This window comes from Zunongwangia mangrovi (genome assembly GCF_900112105.1).
GTDB lineage: Bacteria > Bacteroidota > Bacteroidia > Flavobacteriales > Flavobacteriaceae > Zunongwangia > Zunongwangia mangrovi.
Map to the genome: position 1 here is coordinate 1,037,413 of NZ_FOKV01000001.1, position 23,048 is coordinate 1,060,460.

The window sequence follows — 23,048 nt, forward strand, 5'->3', positions numbered from 1 at the left end:
ACTTAGCTTTCTTGGTAAAAAATAACCCGAAATATTACCTATGTGAGTAAACAATATCCCGGGTTGGTCATCAAACAATTTTAATTTTTAAACTAATCGATAGAATCATAGAACTTCCAGGATGTTTTGAAATTTTCTTTTAAATCTTGATCGGTTAGAATTGCTCTTATCATCTCTATTGGCATAGAGTTAAGTTGCATTATTTTATCGTGGAATTCCTTATCGGTCATTTTACCAGTTTTTACCAGTTCTTCGCGAAGTGCATAAAATTGTCTTCCTCCGGTTAAATAGGCTAATTGATAAAGAGGTGGGTAGCTTCCAATAAAAGATCGTCTTACTTCACCTTCAGCATTAGCACGTTCAAAACCTACACGATCTACTAAGAAATCGATACATTCCTGTGGCGTCCATTCTCCTAAATGATAGTTTAGAGAGAAAATAATACGTGCGCAACGATGCATGTGCCAAAACAACATTCCTATACGATCTTCTGGGCTGCTAGGAAAACCTTCGTCCCACAGTAATAATTCCCAGTAAAGCGACCAGCCCTCTGTCCAAAATGGTGTGCGATAATTGCGATACGTTCTATAGCGGCTATTCATAAAACCTTCTAAGTTGTGACCAGCAATTAATTCGTGATGCACGGTAGCTTTAGAGAAATGTGGGTTATTACCACGCATACTCATCATTTTTTGTTCGTATGTCATTCCGCTGGTAGGGTAGGAGATGGTAATGTTTGTGCCACCGGTAAAGAATGGGTTTACCAGTTGTCTTTCTGGAGACATCATTTGCATTCCCCAGGTTTCTTCAGCTAATGGAGGAACGCTTATAAGGTCATTTTCTTTTAGGAACTCAACAGATTCGTTATAGAGATCTAACATCGCTTCTGGCTGAAGTCCTGGTTCTACATAAGCATTTTTTACTTTTTCCTGTGCTGCTTTCCAGTCTTTACCAAAGCCCATCTCTTCAGCAGCTTTTAAAAGTTCTTTATCGCACCAGGCAAACTCTTTATTGGCAATTTCAATAAGCTCTTCAGGAGTGTACGGAATCATCTCGTATTTTAACTGTTTTACCAGTTCTTCTCTTCCGGCGGGATAACCAATAATTCCGCTTTCATCAACAGGCCTTTTATTTTCCAATTTAGCCTCAAAAGCAATTTTATATTTCGCCAGGCTAGAATCCAAAGCTTTATAAGTGCTGGGAACCCACCACGTAAAAATTGGGTCGTAATCGTTATAAAATGAGAAAACACTGGCAGCGGAATTTTTAATGTCTTCTACTGCTAAAATAGCTTCCTGAACCTGATCTTTATTGAATGATTGATCTTCTTTTAAAATAGGTAGTAAAGAGTCTATTTGTTTTGCTGAAGTGTTCCAGTTTTTGGCCACTTCTTTAGCTTTTAGTTGGTAGCCTCTTCGTCTTAATTTTAGGTATTTGTAGATGTTATCTGAAAACGGAAACCAGCTTTTAACTTCAGCATAAGTTTCATCATGCTGTTTTGCTTCATTAATATCGTTGTTTAGATCGCGCTTAAATAAAATGTAATCTACTTTACATTCCTGCGGAAGTTCTTCAAAGTCGATTTTAGATAATTCTGCAAGATATTTTTCTTTAAGCTCAACAATACGGTCCCGTCTTTCCTGAGAACCTCCAGAATCTGAAATTCTTCCCCATCTAAAACTATTTGAAGGAGAATAATAGCGTACCAAATCGCCCATATCTGCCTCGTGATTGGTAATTAGCATAGGCATTACCTGGCAGGGAATAAAACTGTCGTCCTGAGACTGTGCATCTATAGAGCACAGTGCCAGACTAGAGAGAATTATGGCTGAAAAAAAGCCTTTCATTTTATCGAATTTGAGCATTATATAAGATTTAGCAATTTTTAATTAGTTTTTATTATCCCAGGTGGTTCCCTCGTTAAACCAATCTGGCTGGCCAACGGCGGTTACATTTGGGTTTCTTTCGATTTCATTTAATGGATAAGGAAACCTTCTTGCAAAAGTGTTGTTGGCATTTGCGTTTTGGATCATGTATTCGAAATCGAATTCTGGATAACCGGTTCTTACATAATCAAAGTAAGTTTCTCCTGTTCTAAAGATGTTCGATAAATATTTTTGCTGAATAATTAATTGCTGTGCATCTTCAAGATTTGTAGGCATATCTAAAGAAGCCTGTGTGTTGTAGCTTGTGATTTCAGCATCGGGAACTTCCATATATTCCATATCTGCGCGGTTTCCTTCTTTCATGGCGACTTCAGCTAAATCCCATTCGCCTCTAAACGCATAAGCTTCAGCTTCTAAAAATTTAGATTCAGAATAAAGCATTATATGATCTGGATAAGACATTGAAAGATATTCGAACCTATAATGGCTTGGCCTATTTCCTGCTTGTACCGCTGAACCGGCATAATGCCCCATATATCCATCTGGATCTGCTTCAGCATTGGTGAACATGATAGGTCTTCTGGGATCTTCAAAATCGTTCATCATATCGATAAGAAAGTTTCCGGGTGTGAGTCCGCGTCCACCACTATAAGCTCTGGTCATGTAATTATATAACGGATTTGCGTTTGCCAGATCTTCAAGATGTCTCCACATCACATTGTCATCGTTAGAGGACATCCCATTTTCTAAATAAGATAGAATTTGAGTGATTTGTGTATTCTGATCTATACCTGGTGCATAAATTCTTCTCATGGCTTGTCTTGCTTTTAAGGAATAGGCAAAACGCGTCCAGCTATCAATATCACCATTAAGCATATAATCGTCAGTTCCTGGTAAAAGTTCACCGCCATCTGTGTTTTGAAAAAGATCGATAGCTTCATCTAAAAGCGCATTAGCATGAGCGTATAATTCGTCCTGTGTAGCCAATTCTGGCTGTTGGTTTTCTAAACCTGTCATTGCCTGCTCTAAAGGAGCCTGGTCGTAAACATCTGCAATATAAAACCAGTGATGTGCGGCAATTACCCCAGCGATTCCCTGGTAGTGAGTGTTTCCATTTTCTTCAGCAAAATCATATAATTCTACTGCATGTTTTAAGGAGTAAGAGTAAGAGTTCCAAACCTCGTTTCCAAAACTGGGATCTACGTTTACGATCGCATTAGAACCTTCAATAGCAAACCATGATAGCCAGGTAGGATAGCCATACCAGGTTTCGAATTTCTCGTTGGCCATTGCAACCCATTCGGACTCAACTCCAATAAGCATAATATCTTCAGTGATAGCTGGTCCAGCAGTAATACTATCTGGATCGGTATCTATATCTGTCCATGATTCGCACCCACTTATAAAAAAAGTGCTAAAAATTATTAAAAATCGAATCGTATATAATTGCTTTATCGTCTTCATAATTCTCATTTTAAAATTTTGCAGTTAATGTTATAGAATATGTTTTTGTAGTAGGTAAGCTGTAACTTAGATATCCATTTCCGTTAGTGATACCATCTGTGTTTATTTCTGGATCGGGACCTTCAAAATCATCGTGAAAGCTTCTCCATAAATTTCTTCCGGAGAACGCAATCTGCACGTCTTGCAAACCAGCACTAGCTACAATTTTATTTGGTAAATTATAAGCAAGCTGTACTTCCCTAAGCTTGATATAATCTTTAGGCATTATATTATCTTCTAAGACCGATTGTGCTACAGTTTGATAATAAAGATCGTATCTGGTTGGTTCTGGTGTTTCGCTTGTTACTACTACTTCTCCGGTAGCCGAATCATAATGTCCCATTACTCCATCGAAAGTGGTCATATTATTATCTGGCCGATCATTCTGATGCTCTGCCATACCATAATACGTTAGATAATGATCGTTAAGACTGTAAAGATTTCCACCTCTACTCATATCAAATTGAAACATTAAAGAGAGGTTTTTATAGTTAAATGTGTTTCTTAAACTACTAATCCACTCTGGTGCGGTTTGTCCTAGGATTTGGTTTCCTCTATTATCAGCTAAAGGTCTTCCGTAGCTTAAGCCAGGCGTGTCATCTAAAACTAATCTGCCTTGATCGTCTCTTAGAAATCCTAATCCAAAAATTACCGGGTAAGGTTGGTCTACAATGGCATAGCCATATGAGCCTACACTAATAGGTTCGTTGTTAGTACCCAAACGATCTACATTAGAATTATCTTTAGACCAGTTTAGACTAAGATCCCAATTGAAAAATTCAGATTGGATTGGAGTGGCATTTATACCAACTTCAACTCCTTTGTGGGTAATTCCTCCTATATTTACTGAGCCATAAGTGTATCCTGTAGAGGCTAAAAATTGTTCAGATAAAATCTGGTTTTCACTCCAGTTGTGGTAATAGGCAATATCGAAATTTAAACGGCTTTTAAGTGTTCTAAGTTCTAAACCAAGCTCTACTTCACTCTTAAACTCGTTGGTAAGGTTGGGGTTGGGAATCCGCGCAGAAGAAAGATAGCTTTGTTGCCCGTTAAACGGCCACATTACACCGTCTCCACCGGCAGAAACCAAAGGATTGTTTCTTGCATAGGCGCCGGCAGGCGAGCCTACTTTTGCATAACTGGCTCTTAGTTTTCCGAAATTTAAAATGTCATTTTTTGGGAAAAGTTCTGTAAACACAAGACCTAAACTGTGGCTAGGGTAGAAGAAGCTATCTGCTAAACTAGACGCCCAGTCGTTTCTTCCAGTTACGGTGTAATACAGCATTTTTTTATAGCCAATCATAGCCTGCCCAAAAAACGAGTAAGATCTAAACATTCCGCGGTCATCATAAGCAGAATATCCGCTTACATTGGCAGAATTATAGATGTTTGGAAGAATTAGTCCGTTTCCATTAAAATAGTTACCTCGCCATTTATTTTCCTGAATGTTATGACCAATCATAGCATTTACTTCAAAATCACCAAAATCATTGTCGTAGGTGATTGTTTCTGTAGATTCGATATCACGACTAAATCTCTCTGAAGAGCTATAGCTCCCCTGTACAGATGCGTAACCACCAAGATTGTAAAAGGAGTCTGAATGTGCACTTGTAGTACTAATACCCGTTACAGATCTAAATTTTAAATTATCCAGGACTTCATACTCGATGATGAATGTACCTGCAAAACGATCTCTTTCGTTGTTAGCGCCAACATTATCCAAAACCCATGTGTATGGATCTCTGGAACCGCCTCTATAAGATCTTAGACTTCCATCTTCCGCATATATAGGGTAGGGATTCCAGGTGTTTGGTGTGGACATTAAAGTATTCATAAAGGAGCTGTTAGAGCTGTCTTCAAAAAGTCGTTCGTTCTTTTGAGTCGTATAAAGAATGTTTGATGAAACGGTAAGTTTAGGAGTGAATTTAAATGAGGTATTTGCGTTTATAGAATTTCTTCTAAATTCAAGTGGGGATAGAATACCATTGTTAATTAGATTGCTGTAGCTAACATAATAGGAAGCTTTATCGCCACCACCAGTGATGCTAAGGCTGTTTTCATTAGTGATTCCGGTTTCAAAAATATCCCATCGGTCATATAGTTCGGCGCCTGGAACTTCTGAAATCCTTGGTCCAAAGCTGGTAGAGGTAAAAGAAGAATTACCGTCTATATAGACCCAATCATCATTTTCCCAATATCCTTGTGACCATTGATCCTGGAGAGGAATCTCATAAATGTCATCAAAACTCACAGAGCTACTTAATGTAATAACCGGCTTCATATTGAATGTTCCCGATTTTGTAGTTACCAATATGACACCGTTTGCGGCTTCGCTACCATAAAGTGCAGATGCTGCAGCACCTTTTAAAACACTTAAGCTTTCTATCGAGTTTGGGTCGATATCAGCAAGTCCAGAAGAACTACTTCCGTTAGCAGCATCGAATGGTACACCGTTAACTACCAGAAGTGGTTGATTATTACCTGTAATCGAAGAGCCACCTCTAATTACGATACGTGCACCACTACCTGGTTGACTAGAAGAACTGGAAATTTGTACCCCAGCGACTTTTCCACTCAAGGCATTTACAAAATTATTAGTTGCTTTTACGTTGCTTAAATTATCACCATCAACTTCTGCAGTAGCGTAACCTAACGCCCTTTTTTCACTTTTAATACCTAAAGCAGTTACGACTACTTCGCTAAGAGCTTCAGAATCTTCTTCTAATGTTATTTCAATAGAGTTTTTTCCGTTAATAGGTACTTCTTTTGTAGAAAAACCTACGTAAGAAATAACCAAAATAGCATCTTGTGGATTCGCAACCTGGAGCGTGAAATTTCCATCCATATCAGATTGTGTTCCATTATTAGTTCCTCTAACAGCAACTGTAGCGCCTAGTAATGGCATACCATTGTTGTCAATAATTTTACCTGTGATTTGATTTTGAGCAAACAGGTTTGCTCCCGATATAAAAAGCATCAAAAAAAGAATATGAATTTTCTGCTTAAACATTAAGGGGAGTGGGTGAGAATTGGTTTCTTGAAGCATATATTAATTTTTAGTTGTTGAGGAATAATGGCTAAGCTAGATATTCTTATATGTTATTTTTAACTTAAAATTATCATTAGTTTATACTTTATTAACTTTAACGTTGAAAATAATTCAGTTTTTTCGGTTTTTTAGTGTGTAAAATGCCTTGTGAGATAGAAAGTGGTGAATATTATGTAATCTTCTTTATGAAGCATTAACAGCTTGGTTTATAGGTAAACCTTGTCCATTTATAGTGTAGTAATGGTTGTTAGACATAAGATTTCAATTATTCGTCGAAAATGCTTTATTTTGCTAAAACGTTTTATTATATTCGAGAACTTCTTTTATCTATACATGGAAGAAGTACTAACTACAGAATTTTAAAACAGAAACGATCGAAGTTTAAAGACAATTATTAATTATTTCTAATCAATGAGAATGCACTCAAAATTTTTGAAAATAGGATTATTATGTAGTTCTGTTTTTTTTACTTCGATTACTACAGCACAATCAACTGATAGTGCTAAAACAAAAGCAAAGACAGCTTTCCAAACCAGTACCGGCTGGATGCCACAAATAGATGTACGTAGTGATATTGCTATTGTATATGGTGTAAATGGAAATCCTTCAGATCACGATTCTTCATCTTCATTTTTAAATAGAGTAAAATCCTGGAGAGAAAAAGGTTATACTACGCATTTTATGACCGGTATCGCCTGGGGTTCTTATCAGGATTATTTTTTAGGTAACTGGGACGGAAAATCACATCTTAATGAAGGACAGGTAGAACAAAGCGGTGATACCATTTGGCATGGTGAAAATGTTCCTTACATAGTGCCTAACAAATCGTTTTTAAATTACATGAAAACGGCAATTATAGAGAAAGTGATCGATGCAGGTATAAGTTCTATTTACCTGGAAGAACCAGAGTTTTGGACAAGAGCCGGTTATAGTTCTCAATTTAAAAAAGAATGGGAAGATCACTATGGGTTTGCCTGGCAACCACAGCATCAATCGCCAGAAAGCACATGGTTATCTAATAAATTAAAATATCAGCTTTATTATAATGCTATCGATGAGGTTTCAAAATATGCAAAGTCCTACGGAAAAGAAAAAGGGCTTAATGTAAAAGTTTATATTCCTACACATTCTTTGATTAATTATTCGGCTTGGAATATTGTGAGTCCAGAGGCTAGCCTTGCATCTTTAGAAGGGATCGATGGATATATTGCGCAGGTATGGACGGGAACTTCTCGAACCCCAAATTATTTTAACGGAAACCTAAAAGAGCGAACTTTCGAAAATGCATTTTTAGAGTATGGTTCTATGGTTTCGATGACGGCGCCAACCAATCGAAAAATTTTCTTTCTAACAGATCCTATCGAGGATCGTAACCAAAGTTGGGAAGACTATAAAAAGAACTATCAGGCAACATTTGTAGCAAAACTTCTATACCCGGGCAACGCGAATTACGAAGTGATGCCTTGGCCAGAGCGCATTTATACTCGACCGTATAGCGTTGCCGGAACAGATAAGAAAATCCTTATTCCTAAGCCATATTCTACCCAAATGCAGATTATGGTGAATACCTTAAATGATATTCAGGTTTCAGAAAATAAGGTTAGTGGAGACCAGGGGATCGCAGTAGCGATGAGTAACTCATTGATGTTTCAAACCTTTCCAAATCACGATGGCTACGAAGATCCTAATTTTTCCAATTTTTACGGACAAACTTTTCCGTTGCTGAAGAGAGGAATTCCGGTAAGAACAGTTCATTTAGAGAATCTAGGTTATAAGCCAAGTCTTCAGGATAAAAAAGTGTTGATACTTAGTTATTCTAATATGAAACCTAATAATCCTGAAGAACACCAAAATCTAGCTAAATGGGTTAAAAATGGTGGGGTCTTAATTTATGCGGCAGCAGATAATGATCCATATCAAAATGTAGAAGAATGGTGGAATACTGGAGATTTTAATTATAAAAAACCAATAGAACATTTAACCGATCTACTGAATATTGAGTATCCAGAGGAAAATCAGGTTTATGAGGCGGGAAAAGGTAAAGTCTATTTTATTAAGCAGAATCCAAAGGATTTTGTGATGAAAGAAAGTGGTGATGAAGCTTTTTTAAATACCATTAATACCGCTTATGCCGAAGTGAATAATGGGCAGAAACTTCAGTATAAAAATAATTTTGAACTGGTGAGAGGTGCCTACGAGCTTATTGCAACTTTAGATGAAAGCGTTTCTAAAGAACCAGTAGTTACTAAAGGAAGTTATATCGATTTGTTCGATCCAGAGTTGCCGGTTCTTTCAGAAAAGATTACAAAACCGGGAGAACAAAGTTATTTATACAATATTAATAGTGTAGAAGATAAAAATAAACCACAGGTTTTAGCCTCGGCAAGTAGAATTTATGATGAAGCAATAAGTGCTAAGTCCTATTCTTTTGTGAGTAAGAGTCCGCTCGATACAAATAATAGTATGAGAATTTTACTTCCGCAGCAACCAAAATCGGTTTTGATAAATAACAAACCATTAGATAGATCACCAAATACAAATCAGGAATTCGATAAAGACAGTAAGACACTGCTTTTACAGTTCGAGAATGATCCTAGGGGAGTGCAAGTTTCCATTAAATGGTGATGAAAAGTAATTCGAAAATCGAGATTTAATGAATATAGCCATAGGCGCAGATATTGGTGGTACCCATATCACCAGTGCAGCCATAGACTTAGATTCTTTTTCTGTAATAGAGAATAGCTATTACAACCAAAAAATTGACAACAAATCGCCAAAAGACGTTATTTTTAAACAATGGGCTTCCTGTTTAAATAACTCTATAAAGGCGGTTAGTAGTAATAATATTTTGGGCGTTGGTATTGCTATTCCTGGGCCTTTTGATTATGCTAAAGGGATTGGTAAATACGAAAGAAACGATAAATACGAGAGTCTTTATAATGTCTCGGTAATCGATGGTCTTGCCAGAGAGATCCAAAATGAAGAAATTAAGCTTCGGTTTTTAAATGATGCTTCTTCTTTTGGTTTAGGTAGCGATCTTTTAGAAAACTTAAATAAAGATAATACCATAGCTATAACTTTGGGAACTGGTTTTGGAGCTACTTTTCTACAAAACAAAGTTCCTTTAATTAAAGGAAAAGGAGTGCCAGAGAATGGCTGTCTTTGGGATAAAGAGTTTAAAGATGGAATTGCAGACGATTATTTCTCTACGCGATGGCTTATTAAACATTATAGTGACCTAACCGATAAGAATACTTCTGGTTGCGGAGTGAAAGAATTGATTGATAGGGATCCTGAAAATATGAAACAGGTTTTTGCTGATTTTGCAGATAATTTGTGTGAATTTTTAGTTCCGCACTTAAAAGCATTTGATACTGATGTTTTGTTTATAGGAGGAAATATTGCAAAAGCTTCAGTTTACTTTCTAGATAAACTTGAAAATTGTATTGATTCTGAAGGACTTAAAATCAAGATAAGAATTGTTACTGAAGCAGAAAAAGTTGGTGTTGTAGGAGCGGCTTATCTCTTTAATCCAGAGTTTTGGGAACAAATTCGCAAAGAACTACCTACAATTTAATTAAAGGCTCCTTAATCTAAGGAGCCTTTTTTATCTAATACTTAATTTAAATATTGAATTTATGGTAAATCTATAATTATCAATTTATTGATAAATTTTTAATGTTAAATTTCATAGACTTTAATCTTAACTGTTTAATTTTGAACTTACTAAACTAACCAAGAATAGCTATGAAATTAACCTACACCGGGGCGCATTTAAAGGTGCACAATATGGTATCTCGCTCCAATCAGATTATTAATAGTTCTCATTTTTATAATGATTTAAAAAGCTTTTTAGATCAACATTATAATGAGAATGTTGTATCCGAATTTTTAAAGCGTTTAAAGGATTCTGATGTAGAAATCAAAGTTTCTTCAAATTGGAAACCTTTTTCTAAACGTTTTATCTATATCGATAAAAATGGGATCAATATAAACTCGGCTCGTCTCCACAGGCCATCAAAGTTTTATATCGCTTTGTTCCTAGAGAAAGCATTTTTAATATTCGACCAAAAATACGACATCAGCAACAAGACCTTGAAGATCACAGATCTTGAAGAAAAAGAAGATGTACTGCAAGGAATTGGCTATTTAGCCGCAACCGCTGGTGATAGATAACAAAAAGCTCCTTTTAAAGGAGCTTTTTATTTTATACTATTCGCTTTTTAATAATTGATGTAGCTCTCGCTAAAGCTGCCATCTGCATATAGATCGATCAAACCGTAACCCGGTTTGGTTTGGCGACGAATACCATTCCACCAGGCGCCACTAACTGCTCCATCGCAAATATAAGTGACATCATTATACACCACTTTATCACGCATATGAATATGCCCACTAAGGCAAAGTTTTACATTAGGGTATTGATAAAATAAATTTGTTAACTGGGCACAATCGGTATGCATATCACCTCCAAAAAATTCCCAACGGTTTACCACATTATCCTGAATCATTAAAACCGAAGTTAATATTGGAATGTGAGACATTATCAATATTGGTGTTTTTTCAGGGGTATTTTTTAATTCTGAACTAAGCCATTCCATCTGCTTGTCACCAAGTTTACCAATATACCAGGTGTCGTCGATATCCTGATGGGTGCTGTCTAGAATGATGAATTTCCAGCCGTTTTGTGAAAAGCTATAATAGGGTTTCTCTAACTCTAAACGATCTAAAGAATATTTTTTTCCGTAGAATACGTCATCTTTAGAACCTTCGTTCCACCAAACATCATGATTTCCTAAGCAATATTTAACTGGAATATTATTTTCACTCGTCATCATCGATTCCATCAGTTTCCACTGGGCATCTATATTGCTAAGTTTTTCTTTGTTCATGTCAAAAACGATATCTCCGCCATTAAGAATAAGATCCACTTTTGGTGAATGTTGCTGAATGTGATGTAGGCAACGCTCAAATTTCTTAGGCGCATCTAGATCATCTTTAAGATGAACATCGGTTATATGTGCTACTCTTAGAAGTGGTTCTTTAATTTTTTTGGGACCAGTAAATGAAAGGGAAGGAGCTATTACAGCCGCACCAAGTCCTTTTATCAAAGATCTTCTTTTCATTAGGTTATTCGGTTAGGATTGAATTTCGATAAAAATAGATAAGATTTTTTCTAGCCGTATTAACTGAAGATTAATCCCAGATTAAGCCTTCTGTTCTGAAGAATTCACTTTTTATTTTTTGAAATTCAATCATTTCAGGTCCTTTTCTCTTCAGCATTTAACATCAAAAACTAATTCTTTTTAAACCGAATTTTAATCTTTTTTTATCTATTAGGAATCAGTTTATTATTTAATTTCATCTCACTAACCAATATTTTACATGGAAATATTTCTTCAGGCAGATACCTGGGTAGCTTTGTTCACGCTAACATTTATGGAAATTGTTTTGGGTATCGATAATATAATATTCATCTCGCTTGTAGCAGGAAAATTACCAAAAGAACAGCAAAAGAAAGCAAGAGTTGGAGGTCTCGCACTTGCGATGCTGACAAGAGTACTGTTACTTTTAGGAATTACCTGGATCATTGGGTTAACAAAACCAGTATTATGTTTTTGGGATTTTGAGCTTAGTTGGCGCGATATTATCCTTTTAGCCGGGGGTATTTTTCTTTTAGTAAAAAGTACGTTGGAAATTCATCATAAAGTAGAAGGACAGCATGAAGCCGAAAAAGCAATTAAGGTAAAATCCTTTAGCCTTGCCATTTCTCAAATCGTTATGCTAGATATTATTTTCTCTTTCGATTCGATCTTAACCGCAGTAGGATTAACTACTCAGGTTACTTTAATGATCATCGCTGTAATTATTTCTATTTTGGTAATGATGATCTTTGCCAAAGCGGTAAGTGATTTTGTAAATAAACACCCTACGATCCAGATCCTGGCTTTAAGTTTTTTAATTTTAATTGGAGTGATGCTTATTGTAGAAGCCTTGCATTATCATGTACCTAAAGGCTATATCTATTTTTCAGTTTTCTTTTCTCTGGCTATAGAAATGCTAAATATGCGGTATCGAAAAAAGAATGTGTAATTTCTCGAAAAAATCACTTCATTTAATATGAACCTTTTTTAAGTTTTTATCTTGAGAACTGTGCTCTTGCTGAATATGTAAGAATTAGTTTATAAAAAGTACATTTACAAATTATTCTCTTCCTTGATATCCTTAGCAAGTGATTTTTGCTGTGAATCACCTTTTTCTAAATGATCTATAGAAGATGCTATATCTTCTTTTTTATAGCCCTGGTGTAATTTTGCGATTCCTTGTATTTTAAAAGGCTTAGCCCAAAACCCGGTGATTAGCGGCAAGTGATCCAAAAGCATTTGCTGCGGAATTTCATCATAAAACAAAGGCGATTTTTGTCGATTTTCGAAAGTATTTACCAGTTTTTTTAAAGAGCTTTCTAATTCTTCTTTAGTTTGAAGTTTTATGTGAGCATTTATATGTACGGCTGAATAATCCCAGGTGCTAATGTCTTTTTCGGCATACCAGGAAGAACTTATATAGCCTTGTGCGCCACTAAAAATCAGTAAAACTTCAGCATCGTCTTTTAAGGTTTCTAATTGCTCGTTATGATTAGCAATATGAGCATATAATCTGAAGTTTTCGGCACTGCCTTCAACCAAAACCGGAATATGCGTAGCAATAAAATGCTGCGACTTACTTACCATCGTTGCAAAAGGATGATGTTGTATGAATTGAAAGATGAATTCAGGATCATCCTTTATATATTTCTTTGGCTGGTACATTTTTTAGAGTAAAAGATTATTCTAGCCTGTTACGTAAAAATTACCTGCGCAAATTACTATTTTCGATTAACATCTTTAATTATCCAATCTTCTAATTTTTTGTCTGCGGAATGTAGTACAGACACATCACCTGTGGTTTCAAAAACAACGGCCCTTACTTCAGAAAGTTGGATCACATTCGCTTCTCTAAGTTTTCCGCGAAGATCAGATTCGGTTACCCGGGCCTTCTTCAAATTATCGTAATAAATCTCTCCGTCTTTCATTAGCAGAATAGGATCGTTATCAGTTATTTTTTGAAAAGCCGGATATCTTCTTAAATAAGCAGTGACCAGCTGTAAAATATAGACAACAAGTAGTGCTATGGCACCCTGAACTAAACTTACATTTTTTAATACAATGGTTGAAGCCAAGATGCTCCCACTTGCAATGGTCATCGCAAAATCAAAACTAGACATCTTAGAAAAACTTCGTTTTCCTGCGATTCTTGTATATAAGATGACTAAGATAAAAATTCCTATAGCGCTTAAGGTGATTGCGACTAAACTAGTTTCTGACGCTTCAAACCATTTTTCCATATTTTTTATTTTCTGTATTTCGTTAATTTATCCGCCAATTAATTCACCACCATTTACATGAATTGTTTGCCCGGTAATATAGCTACTATCTTCACTGGCTAGGAAAACATAAGCTGGCGCGACTTCTCCCGGTTGTCCCGCGCGTCCCATCGGCACTTTTTGCCCAAATTCAGTAACATCGTCAAAAGTAGCAGGGATTAGTGGTGTCCAGATTGGGCCTGGTGCAACTGCGTTTACTCTGATTCCTTTAGAAACCAGCATCGACGATAAACTTCTTGTAAAGCTTGTAATTGCACCTTTACTGCTGGCATAATCCAATAAATGAGAACTACCACGATAAGAAGTTACAGATGTAGTATTTACAATGCTTGCATTTTCTTTTAGATGATCTAAGGCTTCTTTCAAGATATAGAAATAAGGGTAAATATTCGTTTCAAAAGTTTCTTTAAGTTGATCTATACTAATCTCCTTAATTTCATCTTTTGGGAATTGAACTGCGGCATTATTGATCAAAATATCGAGACTGCCAAATTCTGTAACGACATGATTTACTGCTTTTTTACAAAATTCTGGGTTTTTAATGTCACCCTCTAGTAAAAAACAATTTTGTCCTTCGGCCTCTATAAGTTTTTTTGTCTCTAGCGCATCCTCATCTTCTTCAAGGTAAATAATAGCAATATTTGCGCCTTCACGTGCAAAGTGAACTGCTACGCTTTGCCCAATACCACTGTCTCCACCGGTAATTAATGCGTTTTTGCCTTTCAACTTTTCACTACCTTTATAATCGTCTCTAATGATCATTGGTTGGGGATTCATTTTGTGTTGATCACCCGGTTGTTTTTGATCTTGTTGCGGAAAGGTTTTTGGTTCATTCATAAAATTTGCATTTTAGTGGTTTGAAATCGAGTCAATTTAATCATGGTGAGCGCAAAAAAAATGTTAAGTTGTCCTAAGCATTTCTAAAGAGATGCCGATTTTAATTTTTTGGACTAAGAATTATTTGAATCAAACTAACTAACAACAGACTAAACAAATGGCAACTTTAAAAATTGGGCATCGTGGGGCGAAAGGTCACGTGGCAGAAAACACGCTAGAGAGTATCAAAAAAGCATTATTGCTAAGAGTAGATATGATCGAGATCGATGTGCATCTGTGTAAAACGGGGGAACTGGTCGTAATACACGATGAAGAATTAGAAACGACAACCTCTGCAATCGGGATGGTAGGCGATAAAAGTCTTACCGAAATTAAATCTTTAAGAACTAAAGAAGGATATCGAATTCCGACTTTAGAAGAAGTACTGGATCTTGTTCAGGATAAAGTGATCTTAAATATAGAATTGAAAGGTGACGGTACGGCCGAGCCGGTTTTAAAATGTCTTCAAAAATATCCGGGATCAAAAATCCTTATTTCTAGCTTTAATTTTAACGAATTAATGAGTCTTAGAAGCCTTAATCCAGAAATTCCGGTTGCGGTGCTAACAGACGACGATCTAAGTATCGCTTTCTTACAGGCAAGACATTTAAAGGCGGTTGCAATTCATCCATATTATAAATTAGTGACTAGAGATTATATCGCAGATTGCCATAGAAATAATATAAAGGTTAATGTTTGGACCGTAAATAAGCCAGAGAAGATCAAGAAAATGAAAACGCTTGGTGTCGATGGTATTTTTACAGATTTCCCAGATAGATTATAATTAAAAAATATAGATTTTAAAGAAGTTATGGCGCATTATGATGTGTTGATCGTAGGAGGTGGAGCAGCCGGTTTCTTTACCGCGATAAATGTGGCGACTTTTAATCCCAAATTAAAAGTCGCCATTTTAGAGCGTGGTAAAAATGTATTGTCTAAAGTTAAAATTTCGGGTGGTGGGCGCTGTAATGTTACTCATGCCGAATTTATTCCGAAAGATCTAAGTCTTAATTATCCGCGGGGAGAAAAAGAATTACTTGGCCCGTTTCATAGTTTTATGACGGGTGATACCATAGGTTGGTTTGCTGATCGCGGAGTAGAATTAAAAACTGAGGACGACGGAAGAATGTTTCCTGTAACTAATACTTCTGAGACGATAATCGATTGTTTTCTTTCTGAAACCAGGCGTTTAGGGATTGAAGTGCTTACCGGGCAGGCAGTAAAAAACATTCAAAAAAATAACGAATCTTGGGTTGTAGAAAGTACAAAAACCAATTTTGGTTGTGATCAACTGGTAATTGCTACCGGGAGTAATCCCAAAATGTGGGATATTTTGAAGGATTTGGGCCATAAAATGGTCGATGCAGTTCCGTCTTTATTCACTTTCAATATTAAAGATCCAAGAATTAAAGATTTAGCGGGTATTTCTACTTTTGCTGAAGTAAAGATCCCAAATTCAGGATTAGAAAGCGAAGGTGCGCTGCTTATTACGCATTGGGGGATGAGTGGCCCGGGAATATTAAAACTTTCAGCTTGGGGAGCACGAGATCTAAACGATTGTAATTATCAATTTTCGATATTGGTGAATTGGGTGCCAGGTTATAATATTGAATCAATCAACGAAGAGTTAATCTTACTCAAAGATTCTTCAGCAAAGCAAAAGGTGGTAAAATATGCCCAATTTGAACTTCCAAAGCGTCTTTGGATTAAATTGGTAAAAGCTTCAGGAATTCCAGAAGATGAGGTTTGGGCAAATATTTCAAAAAAGCAACTTGATCAATTAGCACTTCAGCTTTGTAAAGGAGAATTCAGCGTAAATGGAAAAAGTACCTTTAAGGATGAATTTGTAACGGCAGGTGGCGTAGACCTAAAGGAAATCGATTTTAAAACCTTCCGCAGTAAAAAATATGAAAATCTATATTTAGCAGGAGAAGTCTTGAATATTGATGCGATTACCGGAGGTTTTAATTTTCAGAATGCCTGGACGGGTGGATTTATAGCGGCAAAAGCGATTGCTGGGATTAGTTAATTCGCCAAAACTCGAAGGTAAAAGCAATAAGATAAAGCACCCAAACCGCATAAGGAATAAGAAGATAGGCTGAAATTACATTTACGATCTTAAACCATTTAATGGTAATAAGAAGAAAGATAAACACAGCGCTTATCGCTATTAGTGCGATCATTGGTTCGTGAAGTCCAAAGAAAAATAGAAACCAAAACGCGTTGAGCAGTAAAATGAAGCCAAAATGGTAAAGGGCTGTTTTAACCCATTTGTGATAAAAGCCTTTACTCCAAACCATACCTGCTGATATCCCGATAAGGATATACATGATCGTCCACACCGGGCCAAATAAAAATTCTGGCGGTGTAAACCATGGTTTTTGCAACGTAGCATACCAGGAGTCGAGTCCGTTTTGAAGGGCGATGATTCCCAAAAATCCAAAAACAAGACAAACCGCGGTTGCTGTTACGCTGCGAATGAGCAGCTTAGAGTTCATAAATTAGGCTAGGTTTGAACCTAAAAATAGCAAAAAAAATGAATTTTAAGTCCTTTATCCGGAAAAATTTAAAAGCATATATTTGCTGAAAATTTATAAAAAAATGCCTGATAAGGAGTTTGTTGCAGCAGATTTGAAAACTACTGCAGAAAGTGGATCGGTAAGCTGGGAAGCCCCAAGTAATATAGCATTAGTGAAATACTGGGGAAAAAAAGATAATCAAATTCCGGCGAATCCTTCAGTAAGTTTTACGCTAAAAAACTGCAAAACCACCACTACATTGAACTATGTTAAAGTTTCTGAGGATAATCAAAATTCCGAAGAAATCGAGTTCGATGTGATCTTCGAAGGCGTTAAGAAAGAAAGTTTTAAACCCAAGATTGCAGCTTTTTTTAAACGAATTTTACCTTATTGTGCTTATTTGAAGCAATTTAAGTTTGAAGTGGTTTCAGAGAATTCATTTCCGCACAGTAGTGGGATCGCTTCTTCGGCTAGTGGTATGAGTGCCTTGGCACTTTGTGTAATGAGCCTCGAAAAGGAGTTGTTTCCTAAGATTACTGAAGATTATTTTTACAAAAAAGCATCATTTTTAGCAAGATTAGGTAGCGGTAGCGCTTGTAGAAGTGTAAAAGGCGATCTTGTGGTTTGGGGGAAGCATAAAGAAATTCTTTTAAGCAGCGATGAATACGGTATAGAATATCCGTTTAAAATTGCCGATGTTTTTAAAGATTTTCAGGATACTATTTTACTGGTAGATAAAGGCAAAAAGAAAGTAAGTAGTACAGTAGGTCATAATTTAATGCATGGTCACCCTTTTGCTGAAGCTAGGTTTAAGCAAGCGCATGATCACCTAAATGCATTGATTCCTATTTTCGAGAAGGGCGATTTAGAGCAATTTATTAAGATCGTAGAACGTGAAGCACTCACGCTGCATGGAATGATGATGAGTAGCGACCCGTATTTTTTGTTAATGAAACCCAATACCCTGGCAATTATCAATAAAATTTGGGAAAAGCGTGAAGAAAGCAATATTCCGGTTTGTTTCACTTTAGATGCCGGTGCAAATGTGCATATGTTATATCCTTCTAAAAATAAGGAAGAGATTTTGGAATTTGTTAAGAACGAGTTAGTTGTCTATTGTGAAAATGGACACTATATTTGCGATGAGATTGGACAGGGATCAAAAAAGTTGTAGATTTACGTAAACGGCTGTGATTCAGATTTTCAATTTCTGAATGCTAAAAGGCTAATTTATATGAAGGGACCTTTATTTTATTCTAAAATTTTATTGTTTGGGGAATACGGAATCATAAAAGATTCCAAAGGATTATCGATCCCTTACAATTTTTACAACGGTGCTTTAAAGGTTTCAGAAGAGCCTACAGCAAAGGCAAAAGAGTCTAACGAGCACTTAAGACGATTTGCGAATTACTTGAATACACTTCAAAAAGAACATCCAGAGCTGGTACAATTCGATATTGCAAGTTTAGAAGCAGATATTGAAAAGGGAATGTATTTTGATTCTAGCATCCCGCAGGGATATGGTGTTGGTAGTAGCGGTGCTTTAGTAGCAGCGATCTACGACAAATATGCAACCGATAAGATTACGGTGCTGGAAAATCTTACCAGGGATAAATTATTGAAATTGAAGAAGATATTCGGTAAAATGGAGAGCTTTTTTCATGGAGAATCTTCTGGTTTAGATCCTTTAAATAGCTATTTAAGCATTCCTATCTTAATCAACTCTAAAGATAATATCGAGCCGGCAGGAATCCCTTCACAAACCGAAAATGGTACCGGTGCGGTATTTTTATTAGATAGTGGTTCTACGGGAGAAACAGCGCCTATGATCTCTATATTTATGGAGAATATGAAACAGGAGCCGTTTAGAAAAATGCTTAAAAATCAATTTGTAAAACATACCGATGCCTGTGTAGACGATTTTCTAAAAGGAGATGTAAAGTCGCTTTTTAAGAACGTAAAAAGTCTTTCTCACGTAGTTTTAGATAACTTTAAGCCAATGATCCCGGCCAAGTTCCATAAGCTTTGGAAAAATGGTATCGAAACTAACGATTATTACCTTAAGCTTTGTGGTTCTGGTGGCGGTGGCTACATTCTTGGTTTTACTGAGGATATCGAGAAGGCCAGAAAGTCCTTAAAAGATTACAATCTGGAAGTAGTTTACAACTTCTAAGTTTACCTGAAAATTTACAGCCTATGGCTTCGCTAATGAATAAGCGTTTCTTGCTTAAGATGCTAAGCCTCTTTTCTGTGGTGCGCGGTTATAATATTCTTATGATCGTTATCGCGCAATATCTGGCATCAGCTTTTATTTTGGCTCCAGATCTTCCGCTACGAGAAGTGTTTTTTGATGATAATCTCTTTTTTTTAATTCTTAGCACAGCAACCGTAATTGCTTCAGGATATATTATAAATAACTTTTATGATAGTGAAAAAGATCTGATCAATAGGCCTAAAAAAACGATGTTAGACAGGATTGTGGGGCAAAGAACAAAACTTTCAGTATACTTTATTCTGAATATGTTTGCGGTATTTTTTGCCAGCTATGTTTCTTTTAAAACCGTTGTCTTTTTCTCGCTGTATATTTTTGCTATTTGGTTTTATTCGCACCGACTGAAGAAAATATTGTTCGTAGGAAATTTGGTGGCATCGATCATAGCGATCGTTCCTTTTTTTGCGGTATTTGTATATTATCGTAATACCGAAACCGTGATTTTTATCCATGCTGCCTTCCTGTTTTTAATGATCGCGATGCGAGAACTGGTAAAAGATCTGGAAAATATTAAAGGTGATCTTGCTTTAAATTATCACACCATTCCGGTGGTTTATGGCGAGAAGTGGAGTAAGCTTTTTTTAGGGATACTATTTATAATATCGATACTTCCAAACCTGCTGCTTACGCAAAAATTTGATGTTGGTTATATGGATTATTACTTCTATGCCAGCTTTTTACTGCTAATTTTATTTATGCTGATACTATATTTTAGCAAGGCAAAATGGCAATATCTGATACTACACAATATCCTGAAGTTTATCATTGTAGCTGGGGTTTTTAGTATCTTACTTATCGATCCAGACACGCTTTTAAATAGAGTGTTCTAAAAGCAAACTACTAGATTTTAGTAAGTTGACTTCAAAATAAATCAAAATCTTTTAATAATCATTTTTTAACACCGATACGAACCAGTATCTTTGCAAAAAATTAGCGATATGAGCAGAAGGGATAATTCTTCAGGAAAAAAGTTTAGTGGAAGACAGGGCGGCAGTGGTCGTAAGAAATCGTATGCTCGAGGCAACGCGCCTATAAAACCTAAGAACACGGCTTTAGAAAAGCGTGAAGACGGGATGCGTTTAAATAAATACATTGCTAATGCTGGTATTTGCTCGCGTAGAGATGCCGATATTTATATTGCTTCTGGTAATGTTTCTGTAAACGGTGAAGTTGTTACAGAGATGGGATATAAAGTACAGTTAACAGATGAGGTGAAATTTGATGGTCGTAGCATCACTCCAGATAAGCCAGAATATTTTGTGCTGAATAAATCTAAAGGTGTTTTTGTGACCGGAAGTGTACATAAAGGTGGTTTAACCGTAATGGATATTATGGCAAAAGCATCTAAGTCTAAATTAGATCCTATCGGGAAATTAGATACTCAAACCACAGGATTGCTTGTTTTTACGAATGATGGCGCATTAGCTAAAAAACTGGCTAATCCTAAAAACGGAATTCGCCAGATTTATCATATAAAATTAGATCACGCATTATCACAAGGTGATCTGGAAAAGATTAGAGAAGGAGTTTTTATCGAAGGTAAAAAAGTTAATACCACAGATATTAGCTATGTGAAAGATCGCCCTAAATCTGAAGTTGGTATGGAAATTACCAGTACAAGATCTCATATTGTACAAAAGATATTTAAGAGTTTAGGATACGAAATATTGAATCTGGATCGTGTGGTTTATGGAGGCTTAACCAAGAAAGACCTGCCACGAGGAAGGTTTAGAACACTTACCAAACAAGAGGTGATTAACCTTGGAAATTTGTAGTCGATTTTTTTGAAATTTTCAATTACTTTTTTATTTACATTTACCACCTGTTTCGTTACGGGTGGTAGCAATTTTGCAATGGCCATTCGGCGATAAAAATTTTGATTAATTGCTTTATTTTTTAGTGTTTTTAGATTGAAAAACATTTATTTCTTCAGTTTGCCGCTAAGTCAGTCGGTTGTTGGGTTTAGAAGTTATTCTAGCCTATTTGTAATTTATTCGAATTATTTTCTTAACAATATTTTATCAATCTGAATTTTCAGACCGTTGATTTAATGTCTAATTTTTAATTTTTAACCAATCTACTTTTATAAAATTGAATACCAAGTACAGGGATTTAATCGATCAGACTTACTACTTTCCTCAGGAAGAATTTAAATTAGAGGGTAGTGAGCTTCAATTTCATGATATAGATTTAATGGAGCTGGTAAAAAAATACGGTGCACCATTAAAATTTACATATCTGCCAAAAATTTCAGAAAACATTAATCGCGCCAAGGGCTGGTTTAACACGGCCATGAAAAACCTCGATTACAAAGGAACTTACAATTATTGTTATTGTACTAAAAGTTCGCATTTTCAGTATGTGATGAACGAGGCGCTTAAAAATGATATTCATATCGAGACTTCTTCAGCTTTCGATATCAATATTGTAGAAAAGCTAAAGGCTTCTGGCAAACTAAAGGACGATGCGTATGTGATCTGTAATGGTTTTAAACGCGATCAATATGTTGCGAATATTGGCCGATTGATCAATAACGGGCATAAGAACTGTATCCCGATCATTGATAATTATGAAGAATTAAGTTTACTCGAAGATCGAATAAATGATGATTTTGAAGTTGGGATTAGAATTGCTTCAGAAGAGGAACCAAAATTCGAGTTTTATACTTCAAGATTAGGTATTGGGTATAAAAATATTGTTCCGTTTTATAATCAGTCAATAAAAGATAATGATAAAGTGAATCTTAAAATGCTTCACTTTTTTATCAATACCGGGATTCGTGATACGGCTTATTACTGGAACGAATTAAACAAATGTCTTAAGGTTTATATTAATCTGAAGCGAATTTGCCCAACGCTGGATAGTTTGAACATTGGTGGAGGATTTCCTATAAAGAACTCCTTGGCCTTTGATTATGATTATCAATATATGGTTGAAGAAATAATCAATCAGATCAAACTAGCCTGTGAAGAGGCCGATGTTGATGTTCCTAATATCTTTACTGAATTTGGAAGCTTTACAGTTGGAGAAAGCGGTGGAGCGATCTATGAGATCCTGTATCAAAAACAGCAAAACGATCGTGAGAAATGGAATATGATCAATTCCTCTTTCATAACCACTTTGCCAGATACCTGGGCGATCAGTAAGAAATTTGTGATGTTGGCGATAAACCGTTGGAATGATGAATACGAGCGTGTTCTTTTAGGAGGATTAACTTGTGATAGCGACGATTATTACAATAGTGAACAGCATACCAATGCTATTTATTTGCCTAAGTTTAAAAAAGATAAACCTTTATATATCGGCTTCTTTAATACAGGAGCTTATCAACAAACCATAGGAGGTTTTGGAGGATTACAACATTGTTTAATTCCGCAGCCAAAACATTTGCTTATCGATAAAGATGAGAATGGTAAAATTGTAACCAAATTATTTAAAGAGCAGCAAAAGGCAGAGGATATGTTGGATATTTTAGGTTATGACTAATTATGATCATTAAAATTTTTATCTTTAATACAAT

The 23,048-nt window shown here is 35.9% G+C and carries 19 protein-coding genes; 11 read left to right on the forward strand and 8 right to left on the reverse strand.

Annotation, left to right across the window (positions count from 1 at the left end):
* Nucleotides 1-92: 92 nt before the first annotated feature.
* From BM201_RS04705 to BM201_RS04715, 3 genes are read right to left on the reverse strand one after another with little or no spacing between them, the layout of a single operon-like run.
* Complete coding sequence (locus tag BM201_RS04705) at nt 93-1,847, reverse strand: DUF885 family protein (protein ID WP_245758573.1); 1,755 nt, start codon at nt 1,845-1,847, stop codon at nt 93-95.
* A gap of 42 nt (nt 1,848-1,889) precedes the next feature.
* Entirely contained in the window at nt 1,890-3,350 is a 1,461-nt protein-coding gene (locus BM201_RS04710) for a SusD/RagB family nutrient-binding outer membrane lipoprotein (RefSeq protein ID WP_175486978.1), read from the reverse strand.
* Between the two features lie 10 nt (nt 3,351-3,360).
* Nucleotides 3,361-6,435 (reverse strand): SusC/RagA family TonB-linked outer membrane protein, encoded by a 3,075-nt coding sequence (locus BM201_RS04715; RefSeq protein WP_092540198.1) that lies wholly within the window; start codon nt 6,433-6,435, stop codon nt 3,361-3,363.
* A gap of 435 nt (nt 6,436-6,870) precedes the next feature.
* Between BM201_RS04715 and BM201_RS04720 the strand changes: the two genes are divergently transcribed.
* From BM201_RS04720 to BM201_RS04730, 3 genes are all read left to right on the forward strand, one after another.
* Entirely contained in the window at nt 6,871-9,063 is a 2,193-nt protein-coding gene (locus tag BM201_RS04720) for a hypothetical protein (protein ID WP_217643045.1), read from the forward strand.
* A gap of 28 nt (nt 9,064-9,091) precedes the next feature.
* Nucleotides 9,092-10,015, forward strand: coding sequence for an ROK family protein (locus BM201_RS04725; RefSeq protein ID WP_092540199.1), 924 nt, complete (start codon nt 9,092-9,094; stop codon nt 10,013-10,015).
* A gap of 170 nt (nt 10,016-10,185) precedes the next feature.
* On the forward strand, nt 10,186-10,614 hold the full coding sequence (locus BM201_RS04730) for a hypothetical protein (protein ID WP_092540200.1): 429 nt from the start codon (nt 10,186-10,188) through the stop codon (nt 10,612-10,614).
* A gap of 47 nt (nt 10,615-10,661) precedes the next feature.
* Here the strand turns inward: BM201_RS04730 and BM201_RS04735 are convergent, their stop codons facing one another.
* Nucleotides 10,662-11,564, reverse strand: a complete 903-nt coding sequence (locus BM201_RS04735; protein ID WP_092540201.1) for a metallophosphoesterase family protein — start codon at nt 11,562-11,564, stop codon at nt 10,662-10,664.
* A 259-nt stretch (nt 11,565-11,823) separates the two neighbouring features.
* Here BM201_RS04735 and BM201_RS04740 point away from each other — a divergent pair, with 259 nt between their 5' ends.
* Nucleotides 11,824-12,531, forward strand: coding sequence for a TerC family protein (locus tag BM201_RS04740; protein ID WP_092540202.1), 708 nt, complete (start codon nt 11,824-11,826; stop codon nt 12,529-12,531).
* Nucleotides 12,532-12,635: 104 nt separating this feature from the next.
* Here BM201_RS04740 and BM201_RS04745 read toward each other — a convergent pair whose 3' ends face one another.
* From BM201_RS04745 to BM201_RS04755, 3 genes are read right to left on the reverse strand one after another with little or no spacing between them, the layout of a single operon-like run.
* Nucleotides 12,636-13,247, reverse strand: coding sequence for an FMN-binding negative transcriptional regulator (locus BM201_RS04745; RefSeq protein WP_092540203.1), 612 nt, complete (start codon nt 13,245-13,247; stop codon nt 12,636-12,638).
* A 56-nt stretch (nt 13,248-13,303) separates the two neighbouring features.
* Nucleotides 13,304-13,822, reverse strand: a complete 519-nt coding sequence (locus BM201_RS04750; protein ID WP_092540204.1) for a DUF421 domain-containing protein — start codon at nt 13,820-13,822, stop codon at nt 13,304-13,306.
* A gap of 27 nt (nt 13,823-13,849) precedes the next feature.
* Nucleotides 13,850-14,698, reverse strand: coding sequence for an SDR family oxidoreductase (locus BM201_RS04755; RefSeq protein WP_092540205.1), 849 nt, complete (start codon nt 14,696-14,698; stop codon nt 13,850-13,852).
* 157 nt (nt 14,699-14,855) lie between these two features.
* Here BM201_RS04755 and BM201_RS04760 point away from each other — a divergent pair, with 157 nt between their 5' ends.
* Nucleotides 14,856-15,521, forward strand: coding sequence for a glycerophosphodiester phosphodiesterase (locus BM201_RS04760; protein WP_092540206.1), 666 nt, complete (start codon nt 14,856-14,858; stop codon nt 15,519-15,521).
* A gap of 27 nt (nt 15,522-15,548) precedes the next feature.
* Nucleotides 15,549-16,766: a BaiN/RdsA family NAD(P)/FAD-dependent oxidoreductase gene (locus tag BM201_RS04765; protein ID WP_092540207.1), complete on the forward strand. Its 1,218-nt coding sequence runs from the start codon at nt 15,549-15,551 to the stop codon at nt 16,764-16,766.
* Here the strand turns inward: BM201_RS04765 and BM201_RS04770 are convergent.
* The gene (locus BM201_RS04770; protein WP_092540208.1) at nt 16,759-17,235 is read right to left on the reverse strand and encodes a TspO/MBR family protein; all 477 of its coding nucleotides are present in this window, start codon (nt 17,233-17,235) and stop codon (nt 16,759-16,761) included. The genes BM201_RS04765 and BM201_RS04770 overlap by 8 nt on opposite strands.
* Nucleotides 17,236-17,338: 103 nt before the next feature.
* On the opposite strand from BM201_RS04770, the gene BM201_RS04775 reads away from it, so the two are divergent.
* The 5 genes from BM201_RS04775 (at nt 17,339) to BM201_RS04795 (ending at nt 23,014) form a co-directional block, all read left to right on the forward strand.
* On the forward strand, nt 17,339-18,430 hold the full coding sequence (locus BM201_RS04775) for a diphosphomevalonate decarboxylase (protein WP_092540209.1): 1,092 nt from the start codon (nt 17,339-17,341) through the stop codon (nt 18,428-18,430).
* 60 nt (nt 18,431-18,490) lie between these two features.
* Nucleotides 18,491-19,429, forward strand: a complete 939-nt coding sequence (locus BM201_RS04780) for a mevalonate kinase family protein (RefSeq protein ID WP_092540210.1) — start codon at nt 18,491-18,493, stop codon at nt 19,427-19,429.
* A 23-nt stretch (nt 19,430-19,452) separates the two neighbouring features.
* Nucleotides 19,453-20,358, forward strand: a complete 906-nt coding sequence (locus BM201_RS04785) for a geranylgeranylglycerol-phosphate geranylgeranyltransferase (protein ID WP_092540211.1) — start codon at nt 19,453-19,455, stop codon at nt 20,356-20,358.
* A 108-nt stretch (nt 20,359-20,466) separates the two neighbouring features.
* Complete coding sequence (locus tag BM201_RS04790; RefSeq protein ID WP_175486979.1) at nt 20,467-21,303, forward strand: pseudouridine synthase; 837 nt, start codon at nt 20,467-20,469, stop codon at nt 21,301-21,303.
* Nucleotides 21,304-21,619: 316 nt separating this feature from the next.
* The gene (locus tag BM201_RS04795) at nt 21,620-23,014 is read left to right on the forward strand and encodes an arginine decarboxylase (protein ID WP_092540213.1); all 1,395 of its coding nucleotides are present in this window, start codon (nt 21,620-21,622) and stop codon (nt 23,012-23,014) included.
* Nucleotides 23,015-23,048: the final 34 nt, after the last annotated feature.

What these genes read in the sequence shown, in the direction of transcription:
- BM201_RS04765 (WP_092540207.1), top strand. Translation starts at nt 15,549, where the DNA reads ATGGCGCATTATGATGTGTTGATCGTAGGAGGTGGAGCAGCCGGTTTC.
- BM201_RS04725 (WP_092540199.1), top strand. Translation starts at nt 9,092, where the DNA reads ATGAATATAGCCATAGGCGCAGATATTGGTGGTACCCATATCACCAGT.
- BM201_RS04735 (WP_092540201.1), bottom strand. Translation starts at nt 11,564, where the DNA reads ATGAAAAGAAGATCTTTGATAAAAGGACTTGGTGCGGCTGTAATAGCT.
- BM201_RS04770 (WP_092540208.1), bottom strand. Translation starts at nt 17,235, where the DNA reads ATGAACTCTAAGCTGCTCATTCGCAGCGTAACAGCAACCGCGGTTTGT.
- BM201_RS04750 (WP_092540204.1), bottom strand. Translation starts at nt 13,822, where the DNA reads ATGGAAAAATGGTTTGAAGCGTCAGAAACTAGTTTAGTCGCAATCACC.
- BM201_RS04715 (WP_092540198.1), bottom strand. Translation starts at nt 6,435, where the DNA reads ATGCTTCAAGAAACCAATTCTCACCCACTCCCCTTAATGTTTAAGCAG.
- BM201_RS04780 (WP_092540210.1), top strand. Translation starts at nt 18,491, where the DNA reads ATGAAGGGACCTTTATTTTATTCTAAAATTTTATTGTTTGGGGAATAC.
- BM201_RS04710 (WP_175486978.1), bottom strand. Translation starts at nt 3,350, where the DNA reads ATGAAGACGATAAAGCAATTATATACGATTCGATTTTTAATAATTTTT.
- BM201_RS04785 (WP_092540211.1), top strand. Translation starts at nt 19,453, where the DNA reads ATGGCTTCGCTAATGAATAAGCGTTTCTTGCTTAAGATGCTAAGCCTC.
- BM201_RS04705 (WP_245758573.1), bottom strand. Translation starts at nt 1,847, where the DNA reads ATGAAAGGCTTTTTTTCAGCCATAATTCTCTCTAGTCTGGCACTGTGC.
- BM201_RS04790 (WP_175486979.1), top strand. Translation starts at nt 20,467, where the DNA reads ATGAGCAGAAGGGATAATTCTTCAGGAAAAAAGTTTAGTGGAAGACAG.
- BM201_RS04760 (WP_092540206.1), top strand. Translation starts at nt 14,856, where the DNA reads ATGGCAACTTTAAAAATTGGGCATCGTGGGGCGAAAGGTCACGTGGCA.
- BM201_RS04775 (WP_092540209.1), top strand. Translation starts at nt 17,339, where the DNA reads ATGCCTGATAAGGAGTTTGTTGCAGCAGATTTGAAAACTACTGCAGAA.
- BM201_RS04745 (WP_092540203.1), bottom strand. Translation starts at nt 13,247, where the DNA reads ATGTACCAGCCAAAGAAATATATAAAGGATGATCCTGAATTCATCTTT.
- BM201_RS04730 (WP_092540200.1), top strand. Translation starts at nt 10,186, where the DNA reads ATGAAATTAACCTACACCGGGGCGCATTTAAAGGTGCACAATATGGTA.
- BM201_RS04755 (WP_092540205.1), bottom strand. Translation starts at nt 14,698, where the DNA reads ATGAATGAACCAAAAACCTTTCCGCAACAAGATCAAAAACAACCGGGT.
- BM201_RS04740 (WP_092540202.1), top strand. Translation starts at nt 11,824, where the DNA reads ATGGAAATATTTCTTCAGGCAGATACCTGGGTAGCTTTGTTCACGCTA.